Source organism: Streptomyces phaeoluteigriseus (genome assembly GCF_001896135.2).
Lineage (GTDB): Bacteria > Actinomycetota > Actinomycetes > Streptomycetales > Streptomycetaceae > Streptomyces > Streptomyces phaeoluteigriseus.
Genome location: NZ_MPOH02000015.1, coordinates 881,970 through 902,774, shown reverse-complemented (window position 1 = coordinate 902,774; position 20,805 = coordinate 881,970). Strand labels below are relative to the sequence as shown.

The 20,805-nt window shown below is 70.5% G+C and carries 10 protein-coding genes and 6 pseudogenes; 12 read left to right on the top strand and 4 right to left on the bottom strand.

Going from position 1 to position 20,805, the window contains the following annotated elements; all coding sequences use genetic code 11:
• Positions 1 to 355: 355 nt before the first annotated feature.
• Together BM536_RS22005 and BM536_RS22000 are read right to left on the bottom strand one after the other, a co-directional pair.
• A complete protein-coding gene (locus BM536_RS22005; protein WP_073494836.1) occupies positions 356 to 1,012 on the bottom strand; it encodes an MBL fold metallo-hydrolase in 657 nt (218 codons plus the stop codon).
• Positions 1,013 to 1,022: 10 nt separating this feature from the next.
• Positions 1,023 to 1,709: a maleylpyruvate isomerase family mycothiol-dependent enzyme gene (locus BM536_RS22000; RefSeq protein WP_073494834.1), complete on the bottom strand. Its 687-nt coding sequence runs from the start codon at positions 1,707 to 1,709 to the stop codon at positions 1,023 to 1,025.
• Positions 1,710 to 1,931: 222 nt separating this feature from the next.
• Between BM536_RS22000 and uvrA the strand changes: the two are divergent.
• Positions 1,932 to 4,951, top strand: a pseudogene (gene uvrA / locus BM536_RS21995) (excinuclease ABC subunit UvrA).
• A 57-nt stretch (positions 4,952 to 5,008) separates the two neighbouring features.
• On the opposite strand, the pseudogene BM536_RS21990 reads toward uvrA, so the two are convergent.
• A pseudogene (locus tag BM536_RS21990) lies at positions 5,009 to 5,919 on the bottom strand (carbohydrate kinase family protein).
• A 344-nt stretch (positions 5,920 to 6,263) separates the two neighbouring features.
• Positions 6,264 to 7,255: pseudogene (locus tag BM536_RS21985) on the bottom strand (hypothetical protein).
• A gap of 294 nt (positions 7,256 to 7,549) precedes the next feature.
• Between BM536_RS21985 and uvrC the strand changes: the two are divergent.
• The 11 genes and pseudogenes from uvrC to BM536_RS21930 form a co-directional block, all read left to right on the top strand.
• Positions 7,550 to 9,688 carry an excinuclease ABC subunit UvrC gene (gene uvrC, locus BM536_RS21980; RefSeq protein ID WP_073494830.1) on the top strand — a complete coding sequence of 713 codons (2,139 nt, stop codon included), beginning with the start codon at positions 7,550 to 7,552 and terminating at the stop codon, positions 9,686 to 9,688.
• Positions 9,685 to 10,742 (top strand): annotated as a pseudogene (gene rapZ / locus BM536_RS21975) (RNase adapter RapZ). Before uvrC ends, rapZ begins: the two are co-directional and overlap by 4 nt.
• Complete coding sequence (locus BM536_RS21970; protein ID WP_073494828.1) at positions 10,739 to 11,806, top strand: gluconeogenesis factor YvcK family protein; 1,068 nt, start codon at positions 10,739 to 10,741, stop codon at positions 11,804 to 11,806. Before rapZ ends, BM536_RS21970 begins: the two are co-directional and overlap by 4 nt.
• Complete coding sequence (gene whiA / locus BM536_RS21965; RefSeq protein WP_073494826.1) at positions 11,797 to 12,786, top strand: DNA-binding protein WhiA; 990 nt, start codon at positions 11,797 to 11,799, stop codon at positions 12,784 to 12,786. Before BM536_RS21970 ends, whiA begins: the two co-directional genes overlap by 10 nt.
• 243 nt (positions 12,787 to 13,029) lie before the next feature.
• Positions 13,030 to 15,986 (top strand): annotated as a pseudogene (locus tag BM536_RS21960) (M14 family metallopeptidase).
• A 260-nt stretch (positions 15,987 to 16,246) separates the two neighbouring features.
• Positions 16,247 to 17,257 carry a type I glyceraldehyde-3-phosphate dehydrogenase gene (gene gap / locus BM536_RS21955; protein WP_073494823.1) on the top strand — a complete coding sequence of 337 codons (1,011 nt, stop codon included), beginning with the start codon at positions 16,247 to 16,249 and terminating at the stop codon, positions 17,255 to 17,257.
• A 135-nt stretch (positions 17,258 to 17,392) separates the two neighbouring features.
• Positions 17,393 to 18,604, top strand: a complete 1,212-nt coding sequence (locus BM536_RS21950) for a phosphoglycerate kinase (RefSeq protein ID WP_073494821.1) — start codon at positions 17,393 to 17,395, stop codon at positions 18,602 to 18,604.
• A 6-nt stretch (positions 18,605 to 18,610) separates the two neighbouring features.
• A complete protein-coding gene (tpiA, locus tag BM536_RS21945; RefSeq protein ID WP_094103367.1) occupies positions 18,611 to 19,387 on the top strand; it encodes a triose-phosphate isomerase in 777 nt (258 codons plus the stop codon).
• A 106-nt stretch (positions 19,388 to 19,493) separates the two neighbouring features.
• Positions 19,494 to 19,730 (top strand): preprotein translocase subunit SecG, encoded by a 237-nt coding sequence (secG, locus tag BM536_RS21940; protein ID WP_073494819.1) that lies wholly within the window; start codon positions 19,494 to 19,496, stop codon positions 19,728 to 19,730.
• A gap of 209 nt (positions 19,731 to 19,939) precedes the next feature.
• Positions 19,940 to 20,275: an RNA polymerase-binding protein RbpA gene (locus BM536_RS21935; RefSeq protein WP_010352468.1), complete on the top strand. Its 336-nt coding sequence runs from the start codon at positions 19,940 to 19,942 to the stop codon at positions 20,273 to 20,275.
• Positions 20,276 to 20,573: 298 nt separating this feature from the next.
• Positions 20,574 to 20,805 (top strand): annotated as a pseudogene (locus BM536_RS21930) (glucose-6-phosphate isomerase); the annotation flags it as partial.

Below are 20,805 nucleotides of genomic sequence, written 5' to 3'. Positions count from 1 at the left end.
GGAACGGGTGTTGCGGTCTTGTGAACACGGGGGCCGGAACGCGCCGGGGCGCCGGTCGAGGGCGGGGAACGAGACCGGCGGCCCGTCCGCGCCGGAGCCGTCGTCCCGCGCGGGGCTGCCACCAGTTGACCGCGCCGTCAGGCGTACGGGGAGCGCGCGCGAGCTGTCGGCGCGTGCACGGCTTTCACACGGGGCGCGCGCGTGCGGCTGTGCGCGCCCCCGGGGTGCCGTGCACGCACCGAGGGGCGGTACGGATGGAGGGCCGGTACGGATGGAGGGCCCGGTAGGCACTTGACGTCAGGGGCGCGCGGCGGAGAGCCGGTAGGCACCTGACGTCAGGGGCGCGCGGCGGAATTCACCACCCGCGCGCGTGCCACTCCGGCAGGTGCGGGCGCTCGTCGCCCAGGGTGGTGTCGTTGCCGTGTCCCGGATAGACCCAGGTCTCGTCCGGGAGGACGTCGAAGATCTTCGTCTCGACGTCCTGGATCAGCCGGGCGAACGCCTCGGGGTCCTCGCGGGTGTTGCCCACACCGCCCGGGAAGAGACAGTCGCCCGTGAACACGTGCGGATGCCCGTGCGGGTCGTCGTACACGAGGGCGATCGAGCCCGGCGTGTGTCCGACGAGATGGCGCGCGGTGAGTTGCACACGGCCCACCCGGATCACGTCGCCGTCGTCGACCAGGACGTCGGTCGGCACCGGAATGCCCTCGGCGTCGTCCCGGCCGGCGTACGTACGCGCGCGGGTGGCCGCGACGACCTCGGCGAGCGCCTGCCAGTGATCTCCGTGCCGGTGAGTGGTGACGACGGAGGCGATGCCGTCGTCACCGATCATGCCGAGCAGCGTCCGTGCGTCGTCGGCCGCGTCGATCAGCAGCTGTTCGTCCGTGGCCCGGCAACGCAGCAGATAGGCGTTGTTCCCCATCGGGCCGACCGCGATCTTGGTGATCATCAGGTCCTTCAGCTCGTGCACGTCCGCCGAGCCGCCGACCCGCACCTCTCCGCTGTACGTCATGACCGCCAGCCTATAGCGGCGGGAGGGCCGGCAGCGGCCCGCCGTCGACGGCCAGTGGGGAGCCGTCACGGCGCCCGGCCAGCCATCCCAGAAGGTCGGCACCGGAGCCGGTGACGGTCACCTCGGCGCTGTCCGCCTCCCGCCCGGTGCGCCACGCGCGCGTGCCGTCGGTGAGGCGTGTCGGCGGCACGTCGGTGTGGCCGCCGAAGCGTTCCGTCAGGAAGTCGATCTCCCGTACGACGAACTCCTCCGGCAGATCCTCCAGCTCGTAGCCGATCCCGAGGTCCACGTGGTGCAGCTCCACCTCGGCCCATCGCCGGAAGGGCACCCTCGCCGCCGAGTCGGTGACCCCGTTGCGCAGCTCGACCGTGCGCGACCAGTCCGCGGGGGCGGCCCCGGCCTCCTGGAAGCGGGCGGCGCTGTCCCGCAGGTCCGCGAGCTGGACGTGCAGGGCACGCGGGGCGTCCCGCTCGATGTCGGCGTCCCGCAGGGTTGCGTCGACGTACATGGGACGGCCCTGGAGGACGTTCACCAGGGCGTCGGCGTTTCGGGCCAGATGTGCGAGGACGTGACCGCGGCTCCAGCCGGGCAGGCGTGACGACTGCGTCACGGACGCGTTGTCCAGTTCGGCGACTGCGGTGAGCAGCCGCTCCGTCGCGGCACGTACAGACGCCAGGTCATGAGCGTGATCAATCATGGTGCTGACCCTAGCTCCGCCACACCTTCGGGTGAAGGCGGCCGACAACCACCGTGAATCGAATGTACGTGCTATAAGGTCGGTGGCGGCGTCGGGCATGCTGGATGGCAGGGGATTGTTGTCAACCCGTGAATCCGACCGGCGTTGTCAGTGGCTCCCCCTAGTCTGGGAAAGACGGGGGCCCCGCCCCTGTCACTTCTCTCAAGAAAGGTGCGGACCGGCGTGGCCGACCGTCTCATCGTCCGTGGCGCGCGCGAGCACAACCTCAAGAATGTCTCGCTCGACCTGCCACGCGACTCGCTCATCGTCTTCACGGGCCTGTCGGGGTCGGGCAAGTCCTCGCTGGCCTTCGACACGATCTTCGCCGAGGGACAGCGGCGCTACGTCGAGTCCCTCTCCTCGTACGCCCGCCAGTTCCTCGGCCAGATGGACAAGCCGGACGTCGACTTCATCGAGGGCCTCTCCCCGGCGGTCTCCATCGACCAGAAGTCGACCTCGCGCAACCCCCGCTCCACGGTCGGCACCATCACCGAGGTCTACGACTACCTGCGCCTGCTCTTCGCGCGCATCGGCAAGCCGCACTGTCCCGAGTGCGGCCGCCCCATCTCGCGCCAGTCGCCGCAGGCCATCGTCGACAAGGTGCTGGAGCTGCCCGAGGGCAGCCGCTTCCAGGTGCTGTCACCGCTGGTCCGCGAGCGCAAGGGCGAGTTCGTCGACCTGTTCGCCGACCTCCAGACCAAGGGCTACAGCCGTGCGCGGGTGGACGGCGAGACCGTCCAGCTCTCCACTCCGCCCACCCTGAAGAAGCAGGAGAAGCACACCATCGAGGTGGTCATCGACCGCCTCACGGTGAAGGGGTCCGCCAAGCGCCGGCTCACCGACTCCGTCGAGACCGCCCTCGGACTGTCCGGCGGCATGGTCGTGCTCGACTTCGTCGACCTGCCCGAGGACGACCCCGAGCGCGAGCGCATGTACTCCGAGCACCTGTACTGCGCCTACGACGACCTGTCCTTCGAGGAGCTGGAGCCCCGCTCCTTCTCCTTCAACTCGCCCTTCGGCGCCTGCCCCGACTGCTCCGGCATCGGCACGCGCATGGAGGTCGACCCCGAGCTGATCGTCCCCGACGAGGACAAGTCCCTCGACGAGGGCGCCATCCACCCCTGGTCCCACGGACACACCAAGGACTACTTCGGCCGCCTGATCGGGGCCCTCGCGGAGGCGCTCGGCTTCCGGACCGACATCCCGTTCGCGGGCCTGCCGCAGCGCGCCAGGAAGGCCCTCCTCCACGGCCACAAGACGCAGATCGAGGTCCGCTACCGCAACCGGTACGGCCGCGAGCGTGTGTACACGACGCCGTTCGAGGGCGCCGTTCCGTTCGTGAAGCGCCGGCACAGCGAGGCCGAGAGCGACGCCAGCCGCGAGCGCTTCGAGGGCTACATGCGCGAGGTGCCCTGCCCGACCTGTGAGGGCACCCGGCTCAAGCCGATCGTCCTCGCGGTCACGGTCATGGAGAAGTCCATCGCCGAGGTCGCCGCGATGTCGATCAGCGACTGCGCGGAGTTCCTGGGGGCGCTGAAGCTCGACGCGCGCGACAAGAAGATCGCAGAGCGCGTCCTGAAGGAGGTCAACGAGCGACTCCGGTTCCTCGTCGACGTCGGCCTGGACTACCTCTCGCTCAACCGCGCCGCCGGCACGCTCTCCGGCGGCGAGGCCCAGCGCATCCGCCTGGCCACCCAGATCGGCTCCGGCCTGGTCGGCGTGCTGTACGTCCTCGACGAGCCGTCCATCGGCCTGCACCAGCGCGACAACCACCGGCTGATCGAGACCCTCGTCCGGCTGCGCGACATGGGCAACACGCTCATCGTCGTCGAGCACGACGAGGACACCATCAAGGTCGCCGACTGGATCGTCGACATCGGCCCCGGCGCGGGTGAGCACGGCGGCAAGGTCGTGCACAGCGGCTCCCTCAAGGAACTGCTCGCCAACGAGGAGTCGCAGACCGGGCTCTACCTGTCCGGCAAGAAGGCCATCCCGCTGCCCGACATCCGGCGCCCGCTCGACCCGTCCCGGCAGCTCACGGTGCGCGGCGCCCGGGAGAACAACCTGCGGGACATCGACGTCTCCTTCCCGCTGGGCGTCTTCACCGCGGTCACGGGCGTGTCCGGCTCCGGCAAGTCGACCCTGGTCAACGACATCCTGTACACACACCTGGCCAGGGAACTGAACGGCGCGAGGAACGTGCCCGGGCGCCACACGCGCGTGGACGGCGACGACCTCGTCGACAAGGTCGTACACGTCGACCAGTCGCCCATCGGCCGCACCCCGCGGTCGAACCCGGCGACCTACACCGGCGTCTTCGACCACGTCCGCAAGCTGTTCGCCGAGACCACCGAGGCGAAGGTCCGCGGCTACATGCCCGGCCGCTTCTCCTTCAACGTCAAGGGCGGCCGCTGCGAGAACTGCGCGGGCGACGGCACCATCAAGATCGAGATGAACTTCCTCCCGGACGTCTACGTCCCGTGCGAGGTCTGCCACGGCGCCCGCTACAACCGGGAGACCCTGGAAGTCCACTACAAGGGCAAGTCCATCGCCGAGGTCCTGAACATGCCGATCGAGGAGGCGACCGAGTTCTTCGCGGCCGTCCCCGCGATCGCCCGCCACCTCAACACCCTCAAGGACGTCGGCCTCGGCTACGTCCGCCTCGGCCAGTCCGCGACGACCCTGTCCGGCGGTGAGGCACAGCGCGTCAAGCTCGCCAGCGAGCTCCAGCGCCGCTCCACCGGCCGCACGGTCTACGTCCTGGACGAGCCGACCACGGGCCTGCACTTCGAGGACATCAGCAAGCTCCTCAAGGTCCTCTCCGGCCTCGTGGAGAAGGGCAACACGGTCATCGTCATCGAGCACAACCTCGATGTGATCAAGACCGCCGACTGGGTCGTCGACATGGGTCCCGAGGGCGGCGCGGGTGGCGGCATCGTCGTCGCCGAGGGCACGCCGGAGGAGGTGGCCGGGATCCCGGCCAGCCACACCGGCAAGTTCCTGCGCGAGGTCCTCGGAGACCGCGTCAGCGACGCGCAGCCGGTGAAGGCCCCGCGCAGGACGCGGCGAAGAAGGCGGTCGCCGCCAGGACCACGGCGAGGAAGACGGCCGCCGCCAGGGCGACCGCCGACAGCACGGCGACGAAGAAGGCCGCCGGGGCCACGACGAAGGCGGCTGCCGCTAAGAAGGCGGCACAGAAGTAGGACGCCGAACAGGCAGGCGCGCGCCCCGCGGGAGACTCCCCGCGGGGCGCGCGCCGTTCACAGCTCGCCGAGTTCGGCGGCGTACGGCGGTTCCGCGCCCGCCCGGGAGCAGGTGACCGCGGCGGCGCGGGCCGCGAAGCGCAGCAGCCGGTTCCAGCCGTCGTGGCCCAGGTCCGCGACGGCCGCCGGTGACAGGGCGTCCTGGCCCGAAAGGGCGTGCAGCAGCGCCGCGTTCACGGTGTCGCCGGCGCCGATGGTGTCCACGACGTCGACCTTCTCGCCGGGCACCGGGTACACGGAGCCGTCCTGGGTGAAGGCGGTCAGTCCGTCACCGCCGTGCGTGATCACGACGGCGGCGGGCCCGGCGGCCAGCCAGTCGCGCGGGGTGCCGCCCAGCCACAGGGCGTCCTCCTCGGAGAGCTTGAGCAAGGACACCGAGGGCAGCCAGCTCTTGAAGCGGGCCCGGTAGGCGTCGGCGTCGGGGATCAGACCGGGCCGGATGTTCGGGTCCAGCGCGGTGAACACGCCCTGCCCCGACGCGTCCGCATCAGCTCCTCGTACGCGCTCGCGCCCGGCTCCAGGACGAGTGAGCAGGTACCGAAGGACACCGCCCTGGTTCCGGCGGGCAGGCCGGCCGGGGCGGTGAACAGCCGGTCGGCGGTGCCCTCGACGTGGAAGGAGTAGGCGGCCGAGCCGTTCCCGTCGAGGGTGGCGACCGCGAGGGTGGTCGGCTCCGGACCGCGCTGCACCGCCGTCACGTCCACCCCCGAGTCCCGCAGTCTGTCGAGGAGCGCCTCGCCGAAGGCGTCGTAGGAGATGCGCGAACAGAAGGCGGTGGGGGAGCCGAGGCGGCCCAGCGCCACGGCCGTGTTGTACGGGCCGCCGCCCAGGGCCGGCTGCAGGGCCGCGAGGGCGCCAGAACCCTGCGGTACCAGGTCGATCAGGGCTTCACCGGCGACGACGATCACGGGCTGTTCCTCTCTCCGGTGGCTCGGTGAGCACACCGCTCGCTTGTCGGTGACCCAGGGTTCCACGGGGCTCACAGGTCATGGGTCTCCTGGGGCAGGGCTCTCATGGCTCTCTCGAGGCCCACGGGTCCGGAGTGGACTCCCGCCGGACCGCCGGACCGCCGGACCGCCGGACCACGGGACCACCGGACCACGGGACGGCGGACGTACACGCTGACGCAAGCCGTCACGTCCACACAACCCCGCACGCTCCTTCGCAACCCCCGGCACAACCCCCCGCATTCCGTGGCACCCGTCGGCCGCCCGCGCTGCGGGCGGCACTCACCCGTGAGCGGGCCGCCCGCTCACTCCCAGTCCCACGCGATGCCCACCATGCCCGAGCGCACCCGCGGCTCGACGAGGTGCACCGAGAGGTGCCGGCTCACGGCGAGTTCCTGACGGCGCTGCGCGGAGCCGCCGCGGAGTGCCGGGTGAAGCGGTGGCAGCGCGCCGGCACCGCGTTCTCGTCGAACCGGACCTGGAGGGCGTACTGGCCGCCCGGGGCGCCGAAGCCGCGGACGTACTCGTGGGAAGCCCCGCCGGTGCCGTCCTCGACGGCGTAGCCGAAGAGGAAGGTCTCGCCCGCGCGCAGGCGGGTGTCGAAGAGGAACTCGGCCACGAGGACGCCGGTGTCGTGGTGCCGGCGGACGCGGCCGGTCCGGCAGTTCTCCAGAGCCCGCACGCTCATGCGTTCCGGGGCGCAGCCGGGATCCCCGTGGTGGACGGCGACGAAACGGTCGACGCCGTCGCGGTGGGCGCGCACGATGTGCTGCGACTCTCGTTCCAGCAGCTCCCGGCAGTCCCCGATGCGGACCCGCTCATGATGGCCGAGGGTGTGCAGCCCGTCGTCCGCGGGGCACTCCAGTTCGACGAGGAGTTTCTCCAGGACGTCCGAGGCCGCCAGGAACGAGCGGTACGTGCGGCCCGTCGGCTGTCCGGCGGCAGCCTTCCCGTCGGTCTCCGCGAGCAGCCGGATGAGGGATTCGTCCGGCAGCTGGAGGATCTCCTCCAGGGCGCGTACGGCCCGGAGCGACTCCGGGCGCTGCGGGCGCCGGGCCCCCTGCTGCCAGTAGCTCAGGCTCGTGACGCCGACCTTGACCCCGTGCCGCGACAGATGGTGCTGGACGCGCTGGAGCGGCAGCCCACGGGCGGCGATCGCGGCGCGCAGGGCGACGTGGAAGGGGCCGCCCCGCAGGGCGGCGTCCAGCTCCGCGGCGGTGACGCCGGAGACGGCCTCCGCGTCGGCCTCCGTGACGGTGTGCGCGTCGACGTCCGCGTGCTGTGGGGCGTGCGGCATGCAGGGGCCTCTCTGTGAATGCTCGCGACGGCTGGTCGGACCGTTCGCGCGGGTGACCGGGCCGCCCGTGACGCGGGGGCCGCGCCTTCACATCCGTGGCGTGAGGTTCACCGCCCGGAGTTCCCCCGCATTGAAGCGTGTTGACCCAGTCCCGACAACAGTGGAGGCCGGAACGCGGTGCGGCCGTGGCCGAGTCGGGGCCCTCGCCGCCGTCCCCTCCGCCGCCCCGGACGTCACCGCGCCGTTGTCCACAGCCCCGTCGGACTGTCACCGCGCGCCAGTAGGGTGTGAGACATGGCCGACCCCTCCAGCTACCGCCCCAAGCCGGGACAGATCCCCGACTCTCCCGGGGTGTACCGATTCCGCGACGAGCACCGCCGGGTGATCTACGTCGGAAAGGCGAAAAGCCTGCGCCAGCGCCTGGCGAACTACTTCCAGGACCTGGCGGGCCTCCACCCGCGCACCCGCACGATGGTCACCACGGCCGCGTCCGTGGAGTGGACGGTGGTGTCCACGGAGGTCGAGGCGCTCCAGCTGGAGTACTCGTGGATCAAGGAGTACGACCCCCGGTTCAACGTCAAGTACCGCGACGACAAGAGCTACCCGTACCTCGCGGTGACGATGAACGACGAGTTCCCGCGCGTGCAGGTGATGCGCGGGCACAAGAAGAAGGGCGTCAGGTACTTCGGGCCCTACGCGCACGCGTGGGCGATCCGGGACACCGTCGACCTGCTCCTGCGGGTCTTCCCGGTCCGCACCTGCTCGGCCGGCGTCTTCAAGAACGCCTCCCGCACCGGCCGCCCCTGTCTCCTCGGTTACATCGGCAAGTGCTCGGCGCCCTGCGTCGGCCGGATCTCGCCCGACGACCACTGGGAGCTGGCGGACGAGTTCTGTGACTTCATGACCGGCCGCACCGGAACCTACCTCCGCCGTCTGGAGAAGCAGATGACGGAGGCGGCCGACGAGATGGAGTACGAGCGCGCCGCCCGCCTGCGCGACGACATAGGGGCCCTGAAGAAGGCCATGGAGAAGAACGCGGTCGTGCTCGCCGACGCGACCGACGCCGACCTGATCGCGGTCGCCGAGGACGAGCTGGAGGCGGCCGTCCAGATCTTCCACGTCCGCGGTGGACGCGTCCGCGGTCAGCGCGGCTGGGTCACCGACAAGGTCGAGGAGATCACCACCGGCGCCCTCGTCGAGCACGCCCTGCAACAGCTCTACGGCGAGGAGACCGGCGACGCGGTGCCCAAGGAGGTGCTGGTCCCCGCCCTGCCCGACCCGCTGGAGCCGGTCCAGGAGTGGCTCACCGCCCGCCGCGGGTCCAACGTCTCGCTGCGCATCCCGCAGCGCGGCGACAAACGGGCCCTGATGGAGACCGTCGAGCGCAACGCCCAGCAGAGCCTCGTCCTGCACAAGACCAAGCGCGCCTCCGACCTCACCACGCGCTCACGCGCGCTGGAGGAGATCGCCGAGGCCCTCGACCTGGACAGCGCCCCGCTGCGGATCGAGTGCTACGACATCTCGCACCTCCAGGGCGAAGACGTCGTGGCCTCCATGGTCGTCTTCGAGGACGGCCTGGCCCGCAAGAGCGAGTACCGCCGCTTCCAGATCAAGGGCTTCGAGGGCCAGGACGACGTCCGCTCCATGCACGAGGTGATCACCCGCCGCTTCCGCCGCTACCTCGCCGACAAGGAGCGGACGGGGGAGTGGGTGGACGGAGACACAGACGCCGCCGATGCCGCTGGCAGCGCCGGCACCGCTGACGCCACGGACCGCGCCGCCGAGCTCCTTGCCGACGCCGACGCCGCCGATGCCCCGATCGTCAGCAGCCTCACCGAGGACGACGGCCGTCCCAAGCGGTTCGCCTACCCGCCGCAGCTCGTCGTCGTCGACGGCGGACAGCCGCAGGTGGCGGCGGCCAAGCGGGCGCTGGACGAGCTGGGTATCGACGACATCGCCGTCTGTGGCCTCGCCAAGCGCCTGGAGGAGGTATGGCTGCCGGACGACGACGATCCGGTCGTCCTGCCCCGCACCAGCGAGGGCCTCTACCTGCTCCAGCGGGTCCGGGACGAGGCCCACCGCTTCGCGATCACCTACCAGCGGACCAAGCGGGCCAAGCGGTTCCGCGCCGGCCCGCTGGACGACGTACCGGGGCTCGGCGAGACGCGCAAGCAGACGCTCATCAAGCACTTCGGTTCGATGAAGAGACTGCGTTCCGCGACGATCGACCAGATCTGCGAGGTGCCGGGCATAGGCCGCAAGACGGCCGAGACGATCGTCGCGGCCTTCGCCCGGGCGGCTCCCACCGCACCCGCCGTGAACACGGCGACCGGAGAGATCATGGATGAGGAGGAGTCCGGCACGACGTCGGGCTCCCCCGGGGAGCCCGTGGTCGCGGGCGCCCCGGAAGACCGACGGGGGCAGGAGACATGACCGAGCACGACGCACACCCCACGCCGAAGCGAGAACCCACGCCCACGGCGCCGCCCACGGCGGCCCCCCGGCAGGGCGCCGGCCCGGCCGGGCCCCAGCACCCCGCGGACGCCCCCAGCGCCGCGAACACCGCAGGTCACGAAGACGGAGCACAGGTGAGTACCGACGTCACGCCGCCCGGGATCCCCGAGGCGGCCATCCCCGAGCTGGTGATCATCTCCGGCATGTCCGGGGCCGCCGCTCGACGGCCGCAAAGTGTCTGGAGGACCTCGGCTGGTTCGTCGTCGACAACCTCCCGCCCGCGCTGATCCCCACCATGGTGGAGCTGGGCGCCCGGTCCCAGGGCAACGTGGCGAGGATCGCGGTCGTCGTCGACGTACGAGGCCGCCGCTTCTTCGACAACCTCCGCGAGTCCCTCGCCGACCTGGAGGCCAAGGGGGTCACCCGGCGGATCGTGTTCCTGGAGTCCTCCGACGACGCCCTGGTGCGGCGCTTCGAGTCGGTGCGCCGCCCGCACCCCCTCCAGGGCGACGGCCGCATCGTCGACGGCATCGCCGCCGAGCGCGAACTGCTGCGCGAACTGCGCGGCGACGCCGACCTGGTGATCGACACCTCCAGCCTCAACGTGCACGAGCTGCGCGCCAAGATGGACGCCCAGTTCGCCGGCGACTCGGAGCCCGAGCTGCGGGCCACCGTGATGTCCTTCGGCTTCAAGTACGGCCTCCCCGTGGACGCCGACCTGGTCGTGGACATGCGCTTCCTGCCCAACCCGCACTGGGTCCCGGAGCTGCGCCCCTTCACCGGGCTGAACGAGGAGGTCTCCGCGTACGTCCTCAACCAGCCCGGCGCGAAGGAGTTCCTCGACCGGTACGCCGAACTCCTCCAGATGGTCGCCGCGGGCTACCGCCGGGAGGGCAAGCGCTATGTGACCATCGCGGTCGGCTGTACGGGCGGCAAGCACCGCTCGGTCGCGATGTCGGAGAAGCTCGCCGCGCGCCTCGTGGCCGAGGGCGTGGAGACGGTGGTCGTGCACCGGGACATGGGACGGGAATGACGGGACGTACTCCGCGGCTGGGCCGGCTGCGCAGAATGACGCCCGAAGGGCGCACGAGCCGGCCGGTCGAGGCCCGCGGCGGCAAACCGCGCCGTCGTGGCACCCAGCCCAAGGTCGTCGCCCTCGGCGGCGGCATGGGTCTGTCCGCCTCGCTCACCGCACTGCGCCGGATCACCGGCGACCTCACCGGCGTCGTCACCGTGGCCGACGACGGCGGTTCCAGCGGGCGCCTGCGTGACGAACTGGGTGTACTGCCGCCCGGCGACCTGCGCAAGGCCCTGGCCGCCCTGTGCGGCGACGACGACTGGGGCCAGACCTGGGCCCGGGTCATCCAGCACCGTTTCCAGTCGCAGGGCGAGATCAACGGGCACGCGGTCGGCAATCTGCTGATCGTCGCCCTGTGGGAGCAGCTCGGCGACCATGTCCAGGCCCTGGACCTGGTCGGCAAGCTGCTCGGCGCGCACGGGCGCGTGCTGCCCATGTCCGCCGTACCGCTGGAACTCCAGGCGTTGGTCAAGGGGCACGATCCGGCCCGCCCCGAGGACGTCGACACCGTGCGCGGGCAGGCGACCGTCGCGCTCACCACCGGCGAGGTGCAGTCCGTGCACCTGGTGCCGCCCGACCCGCCGGCCGTCCCGGAGGCGGTGGCGGCCGTCCTCGACGCGGACTGGGTGGTGCTCGGCCCCGGCTCCTGGTTCTCGTCGGTCATCCCGCACCTGCTGGTACCCGAACTGCTGGACGCGCTCACCGAGACCAAGGCCCGCCGGGTACTCTCCCTCAACCTCGCGCCGCAACCGGGAGAAACCGAGGGCTTCTCCCCGCAGCGTCATTTGGAGGTTTTGGGACGACACGCCCCTAAACTCGCCCTGGACGTGGTGCTGGCCGACGAGGCCGCCGTGCCCGACCGCGACTCCCTGACCGATGCCGCCAAACGGTTCGGTGCCGCGGTCGAGCTGGCGCCGGTGGCCCGGCCCGATGGGACCCCGAGGCACGACCCGGAGCTGTTGGCCGCCGCGTACGACCGTATTTTTCGGATGCATGGAAGGATCGGCCCATGGCGATGACGGCAGCGGTGAAGGACGAGATCTCCCGGCTCCCCGTCACCCGGACCTGCTGCAGAAAGGCGGAGGTCTCCGCCATCCTGCGGTTCGCCGGCGGCCTCCACCTGGTGAGCGGGCGCATTGTGATCGAGGCGGAGCTGGACACGGCGATGGCGGCCCGTCGGCTCAAGCGGGACATTCTGGAGATCTTCGGTCACGGCTCGGAGCTGATCGTGATGGCGCCCGGCGGTCTGCGCCGCGGCTCGCGTTACGTCGTACGGGTGGTCGCGGGCGGCGACCAGCTGGCCCGGCAGACCGGCCTGGTGGACGGCCGCGGGCGCCCCATCCGCGGGTTGCCCCCGCAGGTGGTGTCCGGCGCCACCTGTGACGCGGAGGCGGCCTGGCGCGGGGCCTTCCTGGCGCACGGCTCGCTCACCGAGCCCGGCCGGTCCTCCTCCCTGGAGGTCACCTGCCCCGGGCCGGAGGCCGCGCTCGCCCTGGTCGGCGCGGCCCGACGGCTGTCGATCGCCGCGAAGGCCCGCGAGGTGCGTGGGGTCGACCGGGTCGTGGTCCGCGACGGCGACGCGATCGGCGCGCTGCTCACCCGCCTCGGCGCCCATGAGTCGGTGCTGGCCTGGGAGGAGCGCCGGATGCGCCGCGAGGTGCGCGCCACGGCGAACCGTCTCGCCAACTTCGACGACGCCAACCTGCGCCGGTCGGCCCGTGCCGCCGTCGCCGCCGGTGCCCGCGTGCAGCGGGCCCTGGAGATCCTCGGTGACGAGGTGCCCGAGCACCTCGCGGCGGCCGGCCGGCTGCGCATGGACCACAAGCAGGCCTCCCTGGAGGAGCTGGGCGCGCTCGCCGACCCGCCGCTGACCAAGGACGCTGTCGCCGGCCGGATCCGCCGGCTGCTCGCGATGGCCGACAAGCGGGCCTCCGACCTGGGCATCCCGGGCACGGACGCCAACCTCAGCGAGGACCTCGCCGACAACCTGGTGGGCTGACCGCCCCACCGGCGCCCATACCGGCGCCCATACCGGCGCCCTCACCGGCGCCCGACGGTTCACGGACACGCCTGCGACGCCCCCTCCAAGGGCCGTCGGCACCGGCGTGGTCACTCCTCGAACCCCGGCGCCGAGGGCAACTTCCCTCTTCCGGCGCCTTCTTGACGCACCCTTGACTCGATCATGAACAGTCATGAGCCTGACTGTGTTCGCTGCTGTGGCGGACTCACGCAAGGGGGGTCCATGAGACGTAGAGCGAGATCGATCCTCGCTGTCGGCGCGCTCCTGATCGGCGGAGCGAGCATCGCACCCATCGCCCAGGCACAGTCCGGAAGTCCGTCCGGCAGGTCCGACGCGGACGAGGTCAAGGTGTTCCGCGCCGAGGTCACCAAGAAGCAGGTACCCCTGCTGCTGGCGGCCGGTCAGGACGGCCACGAACTCAGTGAGCGGGCGCCCGAACAGGGCACCGCCACCGTCGAGGTGTATCTCACCGACGACCAGGCGAAGAAGCTGGAGAAGCAGGGCGTCCCGCTCACCGAGCACACCCTCTCGGCCAAGGCCGAGAGCCGCGTGGAGGCCGCCGCCGACGGTGTTTTCCGGCCGTACAGCGGCAGCGGCGGCCTCAAGGAGGAGATCCTGCGCACCGCCCAGGAGAACCCCGGCCTCACCAAGGTCGTCTCCATCGGCAAGACGGTCCGGGGCCAGGACATCCTCGCGCTCAAGCTCACCAAGAACGCGAGGAAGTCCGAGGACGGCTCCAAGCCCTCGGTGCTGTACATGTCCAACCAGCACGCGCGCGAGTGGATCACCCCGGAGATGACCCGGCGGCTGATGCACCACTATCTCGACAGCTACAAGACCGACCAGCGCATCAGGAAGCTGGTCGACTCGACCGAGTTGTGGTTCGTCCTGTCGGCCAACCCCGACGGCTACGACTACACCTTCCAGGACTCCGCGAACCGCCTGTGGCGCAAGAACCTGCGGGACGTCAACGCCGACGGTGAGATCCGCACCGGCGACGGCGTGGACCTCAACCGCAACTTCGCCTACAAGTGGGGCTACGACGACGAGGGTTCGTCCCCCAACCCCACCAGTCAGACCTACCGCGGCGCGGTCCGAACTCCGAGCCCGAGACCAAGGCACTGGACGCCTTCGAGAAGCGCATCGGCTTCGTCTACGGCATCAACTACCACTCCGCGGCCCAACTCCTCCTCTACGGCGTCGGCTGGCAGGTCGCCACGGACACCCCCGACGACATCGTCTACGAGGCGCTCGCCGGAACCCCCGGGAACTCCGCCGTCCCGGGCTACCTCCCGCAGGTCTCCTCCGAGCTGTACACCACCAACGGCGAGGCCGACGGGCACGCCTCCAACGTCAACGGCACGGCGATGTTCACCCCCGAGATGTCGACCTGTCAGACGATCTCGAACCTGTTCCCGGACGACCGGTGGAACGCCGCCGACTGCCAGTCGGTGTTCAACTTCCCGGACGACGAGAAGCTGATCCAGCAGGAGTTCGAGAAGAACGTCCCGTTCGCGCTGTCCGTCGCCGAGAGCGCCGCCCGCCCCGACCGGCCGAAGTCCTCCGTAGGCCTGAACGCCGCCGACTTCACCCCGGCCGGCTTCACCACGTCGTACTCGCGCGGGGCCGACCAGGAGGTCTCCGTCGTCGTACGCAAGGCGGTCCGCGACAAGGAACTCAGGTATCGCGTCAACGGTGGCCGCACCCACGACCAGGCGCTCAGGCCCTGGAAGGGAGGCGAGACCTTCGGCGGCGAGGACAACCTCTACTACGACGAGTACCGGGCGAAGGTCCAGGACGGCGAGCCCGGCGACAGGGTCGAGGTGTGGTTCACGGGCGAGACGAGCGGCGGCAAGAAGGTCTCCAGCTCGCGCTTCACCTACACGATCGCCGAGCGGCCGCGGGCCGACACCCTCGTCGTGGCCGAGGAGGGCGCGACCGCCACACAGGCGCAGACCTACGTCGACGCGCTGAAGGCCAACGGCCGCAAGGCGATCGTCTGGGACGTCGCCGCGCAGGGCGCGCCCGACGCGCTCGGTGTGCTGAGCCACTTCGGCACGGTCGTCCACTACACGGGGGCGAGCGTCCCCGGCAACCCGACCCAGCTGGAACTGCGCGCCTTCCTCAACGAGGGCGGCAAGCTCGTCGAGGCCGGTGAACTGGCCGGCGGCAGCGTCGACCTAGGCGACGGCACCCCGTCCAACGACTTCAGCCAGTACTACCTGGGCGCCTACTCCCGTACGTCCACCCCCGGCGCCACCGGCTTCACCGGCTCCGGAGCGCTCGACGGGTACAGCGGCCTGCTCGCCGGCGCCCCCGGCAACCCGCTGGACCGGGCCGGCACCTACGGCGTCACCTCCGACGAGCTGCCCGCCGCCACGCATCCGCAGTTCGCGAGCGAGGGCGCCGGACAGTTCGCCGGGACCGTCAACCCGTACGGGCCCCACGCGGGCACGTCCATGGCGGCGGCCGTGCACACCGACGACGCCTACAAGCGCCTCACCCGCACCATCGACCTCACCGGCGTCACCGCGGCCGACCGGCCCGCCCTGCGCACCCAGCTCCTGTGGGACACCGAACCCGGCTACGACAACGCGCTGGTCGAGATCCACACGGTCGGGGCCGACGACTGGACGACGCTGCCCGAGGCCGGCGGCGCCACCACGACGGCCGTACCCGCCGAATGCGGGGCCGGGTACTACATCGGGGAGCACCCCCAGCTCCGCCACTACCTCACCCTGACCTCGAACGAGTGCACCGCGACCGGCACCACCGGCTCCTGGAACGCCCTCACCGGGGCCTCCAGCGGCTGGCAGCAGGTGAACTTCGACCTGAGCGCCTATGCCGGCCGGTCCGTCGAGGTCTCGTTCAGCTATGTCACCGACCCGGGCAGCGGCGGTCACGGCGTCCTCGCCGACGAGGCCTCGCTCGTCGTCGGCGGCACCGCCACCCAGACCGAGGGCTTCGAGACCTCCCTCGGCGCCTGGCAGCTCGCCGGACCGCCCCCGGGCAGCCCGGCCGTCCTCAAGAACTGGGCACGCACCGGCACGCTGTTCCAGACCTACGGAGCGGTCACCACCGACGACACCGTGCTGCTGGGCTTCGGCCTGGAGCACGTCACCGCCGCGGCCGACCGCACCGCGCTCATCGGAAAGGCCCTCGCCTCACTTGACGACTGACACCGACCGGGCACCGAGCGACACGCTGAGATCAAGCCGACATGACACAGCGTGACCGAATCGGCTGATCGGCCCTGACCGGCCCTTCAGGGCGGGGCGGTCCGTACCCCTACTGGCGGGTACGGGCCGCACTGCCGTGTATGGGGCAACTCGATGTCACTCCGGCGGTCTCGGAGAGGTAGGGTCGTGGGTGGTCGGGGACATCCCAAATACAGCTCGCCGGCACCTCGTGGCCGGCGTACCAACGAGGAGATCGGTTCGTGACGATCCGCGTAGGCATCAACGGCTTTGGCCGCATCGGTCGTAACTACTTCCGCGCGCTGCTGGAGCAGGGTGCTGACATCGAGATCGTGGCTGTCAACGACCTGGGTGACACCGCGACAACCGCTCACCTGCTCAAGTACGACACCATCCTGGGCCGCCTGAAGGCCGAGGTGTCGCACACCGCCGACACGATCACCGTCGACGGCCACACCATCAAGGTCCTGTCCGAGCGCAACCCCGCCGACATCCCGTGGGGCGACCTCGGCGTCGACATCGTGATCGAGTCGACGGGCATCTTCACCAAGAAGGCCGACGCCGAGAAGCACATCGCCGGCGGCGCCAAGAAGGTCCTCATCTCGGCTCCGGCCAAGGACGAGGACATCACCATCGTGATGGGCGTGAACCAGGACAAGTACGACGCGGCCAACCACCACGTCATCTCCAACGCCTCCTGCACCACCAACTGTGTGGCGCCGATGGCCAAGGTCCTCGACGAGAACTTCGGCATCGTCAAGGGTCTGATGACGACGGTCCACGCGTACACCAACGACCAGCGGATCCTGGACTTCCCGCACTCGGACCTGCGCCGCGCCCGCGCCGCCGCCGAGAACATCATCCCGACCACGACGGGTGCCGCCAAGGCCACCGCCCTGGTCCTGCCCCAGCTCAAGGGCAAGCTCGACGGCATCGCGATGCGCGTCCCGGTCCCGACCGGCTCGGCCACCGACCTGGTCGTGACCCTCCAGCGCGAGGTCACCAAGGACGAGGTCAACGCCGCGTTCAAGAAGGCCGCCGACGACGGCGACCTCAAGGGCTACCTCTCCTACACCGAGGACCCGATCGTCTCCTCGGACATCGTCGGCGACCCGGCCTCCTGCACCTTCGACTCCTCCCTGACCATGGTCCAGGAGGGCAACTCGGTGAAGATCCTCGGCTGGTACGACAACGAGTGGGGTTACTCCAACCGCCTCGTCGACCTGACGGAATTCGTCGGCAACCAGCTCTGATCGACGGAGCAGGCACCTCGATGTGAAGGCAGGGCCCGGACGGCGCGGGGACGCGCCGCCCGGGCCCTGACTCACGTGCGGATCGGCCCTGTCTACGATCACGGAGCAACACGAGCCCTCCCGGGAGCCCCTTACATGAAGACGATCGACGAACTCCTCACCGAAGGCGTGGCCGGCAAGCGGATCTTCGTCCGCGCCGACCTCAACGTGCCGCTCGACGGCGGCACCATCACCGACGACGGCCGTATCCGAGCCGTGCTCCCGACCGTCAAGGCCCTCGCGGACGCGGGCGCCAGGGTGGTCGTCGCCTCACACCTGGGCCGCCCCAAGGGCGCCCCGGATCCGGCCTTCTCGCTCGCCCCGGCCGCCGCCCGCATGGGTGAACTCCTCGGCACCGACGTGGCGTTCGCGACCGACACGGTCGGCGACTCCGCCCGCTCCACCGTCGCCGGACTCACCGACGGCCAGGTCGCCGTCGTCGAGAACCTGCGCTTCAACGCGGGCGAGACGGCCAAGGACGACGCCGAGCGCGGCGCCTTCGCCGACCGACTGGCCGAACTCGCCGACGTGTACGTGGGCGACGGCTTCGGCGCCGTGCACCGCAAGCACGCGTCGGTCTTCGACCTCCCGGCCCGGCTGCCGCACGCCGCCGGTCACCTCATCGCCACCGAGGTCGGTGTCCTGAAGAAGCTCACCGAGGACGTCAAGCGGCCCTACGTCGTCGCCCTCGGCGGTTCCAAGGTCTCCGACAAGCTCGCCGTCATCGACCAGCTGCTCGGCAAGGCGGACCGCCTCCTCATCGGCGGCGGCATGGTCTTCACCTTCCTCAAGGCCAAGGGGTACGAGGTCGGCGCCTCGCTGCTCCAGGAGGACCAGATCCCGGTCGTCCAGGAGTACATCGAGCGGGCGCGGAAGAACGGCGTCGAGCTGGTCCTCCCCGTCGACGTGGTGACCTCCACGGAGTTCCCGGACCTGAAGACCAAGGCGCCGGGGCACCCCCACACCGTCGCCGCGGACGCCATCCCCGCCGACCAGCTGGGCCTGGACATCGGCCCCGAGACCCGCAAGCTGTACGCCTCGAAGCTCGCCGACGCCGCCACCGTCTTCTGGAACGGCCCGATGGGCGTCTTCGAGCACCCCGATTACGCCGAGGGCACCAAGGCGGTCGCCCAGGCCCTCCTCGACTCCCCGGCCTTCACGGTCGTCGGCGGTGGCGACTCCGCCGCGGCCGTCCGCCTGCTGGGCTTCGACGAGAACGCATTCGGCCACATCTCGACCGGCGGCGGCGCCTCCCTCGAATACCTCGAGGGCAAGACGCTCCCCGGCCTCGCCGCACTGGAGGACTGACCCCGAATGAGCACCCGTACGCCGCTGATGGCGGGCAACTGGAAGATGAACCTCAACCATCTCGAGGCCATCGCCCACACCCAGAAGCTCGCCTTCGCCCTGGCCGACAAGGACTACGAGGCCGTCGAGGTCGCCGTCCTGCCGCCCTTCACCGACCTGCGCTCCGTGCAGACGCTGGTCGAGCACGACAAGCTCAAGATCAAGTACGGCGCCCAGGACATCTCCGCGCACGACGGTGGCGCCTACACCGGCGAGATCTCCGGCCCGATGCTCGCCAAGCTGCGGTGCACCTACGTCGCGATCGGCCACTCCGAGCGCCGGCAGTACCACGGCGAGACCGACGAGCAGGTGAACGCCAAGGTCAAGGCCGCTTACAAGCACGGCCTCACCCCGATCCTGTGCGTCGGCGAGGAACTGGACGTCCGCGAGGCGGGCAACCACGTCTCGCACACCCTCGCCCAGGTCGAGGGCGGTCTGCGGGAGGTCCCGGCCGACCAGGCCGAGACCATCGTGATCGCCTACGAGCCGGTGTGGGCCATCGGCACCGGCAAGGTCTGCGGCGCCGACGACGCGCAGGAGGTCTGCGCCGCCATCCGCGGGAAGCTCGCCGATCTGTACTCCCAGGACGTGGCCGACAAGATCCGCATCCAGTACGGCGGCTCCGTGAAGTCGGGCAACGTCGCCGAGATCATGGCGCAGGCCGACATCGACGGCGCGCTGGTCGGGGGCGCCTCGCTGGACCACGAGGAGTTCGTCAAGATCGTGCGCTTCCGCGATCAGTGAGCGGGCTGTGAGTATGCGGTAGCGGCGATCCGTCGTACCCTTGCGGGGGCACAGCGCGGTAGCTGTGCCCCCGTCGTTATCCGAATCCGAGGAAGTTGGTCCAGCCGTGGTTTTGGGGTTCTCGATCGCCCTGATCGTCTTCAGCCTGCTGCTGATGCTGCTGGTGCTGATGCACAAGGGAAAGGGCGGCGGTCTCTCCGACATGTTCGGTGGCGGCATGCAGTCCTCCGTCGGCGGCTCTTCGGTCGCCGAGCGCAACCTCGACCGGATCACCGTGGTGGTCGGTCTGCTCTGGTTCGCGGTCATCATCGTTCTCGGCCTCCTGATGAAGGCGAACGCCTGATCAGCCTCGCGCAGGCACACATTCCGTACGTAAGGCCCCATGTTCGGTACGCGCCGGTGAGCGCGGCCTATCATGGGGCTTGCGTCTACGTGTGGGGGGATGTAGCTCCAATCACTGGACGCGCGTTGGGCCTTACGTAGACTGAGGCGCTCGCAGCGAAGCGAAACGCCGACTCGCTTCGCGGCACCATCACGCAGGGAGTTACGACCGTGGCAAGTGGCAACGCGATCCGAGGAAGCCGGGTCGGGGCGGGGCCGATGGGCGAGGCCGAGCGCGGCGAGTCCGCGCCGCGTCTGCGCATCTCCTTCTGGTGCTCCAACGGGCATGAGACGCAGCCCAGCTTCGCCAGCGACGCGCAGGTGCCCGATACCTGGGACTGCCCGCGCTGCGGCTTCCCGGCCGGCCAGGACCGGGACAACCCCCCGGCCCCGCCGCGCACCGAGCCCTACAAGACGCACCTCGCCTATGTGCGGGAGCGGCGCAGCGACGCGGACGGCGAGGCGATCCTCGCCGAAGCCCTCGCCAAACTGCGGGGCGAGATCTAGGAGTTGAGTACCGGCCAGGTGCCCAGAGGCACTTGGCCACACGTGTACCGCGCAACCGTGGCGGCCGCAGCCGGGTGGTCCGTCCGTGCTGCCCTGTGGGGCCCCGCTCTCTTTCCGCCCCGTCTTCTTCACCTTCTCCGTCCCCGCGCTGACACCCCCGGTCCGTGCGGACGTATCTGTTGTCGCACCGCAGGTCGGTCCTGCGACAGCTCGTGCCACGCGCTGATCAATTAGGTTGGGACCGCAGTGGGACAAGATGCGCGGCACGGACAGGTGAGAGAAGAGGGCTGGGTCCGACATGAACGCAGACGGCCGTACGAGGCTCAACCAGACGCCCGAGTGGACGGCTCTGGCCAAGCACCGTGAGGAACTCGGCGAGGTGCAGCTGCGCGAGCTGTTCGCCGGTGACCCCGGGCGGGGCAGCGGGTACACCCTGCGGGTCGGTGACCTGCACATCGACTATTCCAAGCATCTGATCACCGATGAGACCCTCGCGCTGTTGCGCGAGCTGGCCGCCGCCACCGGCGTGT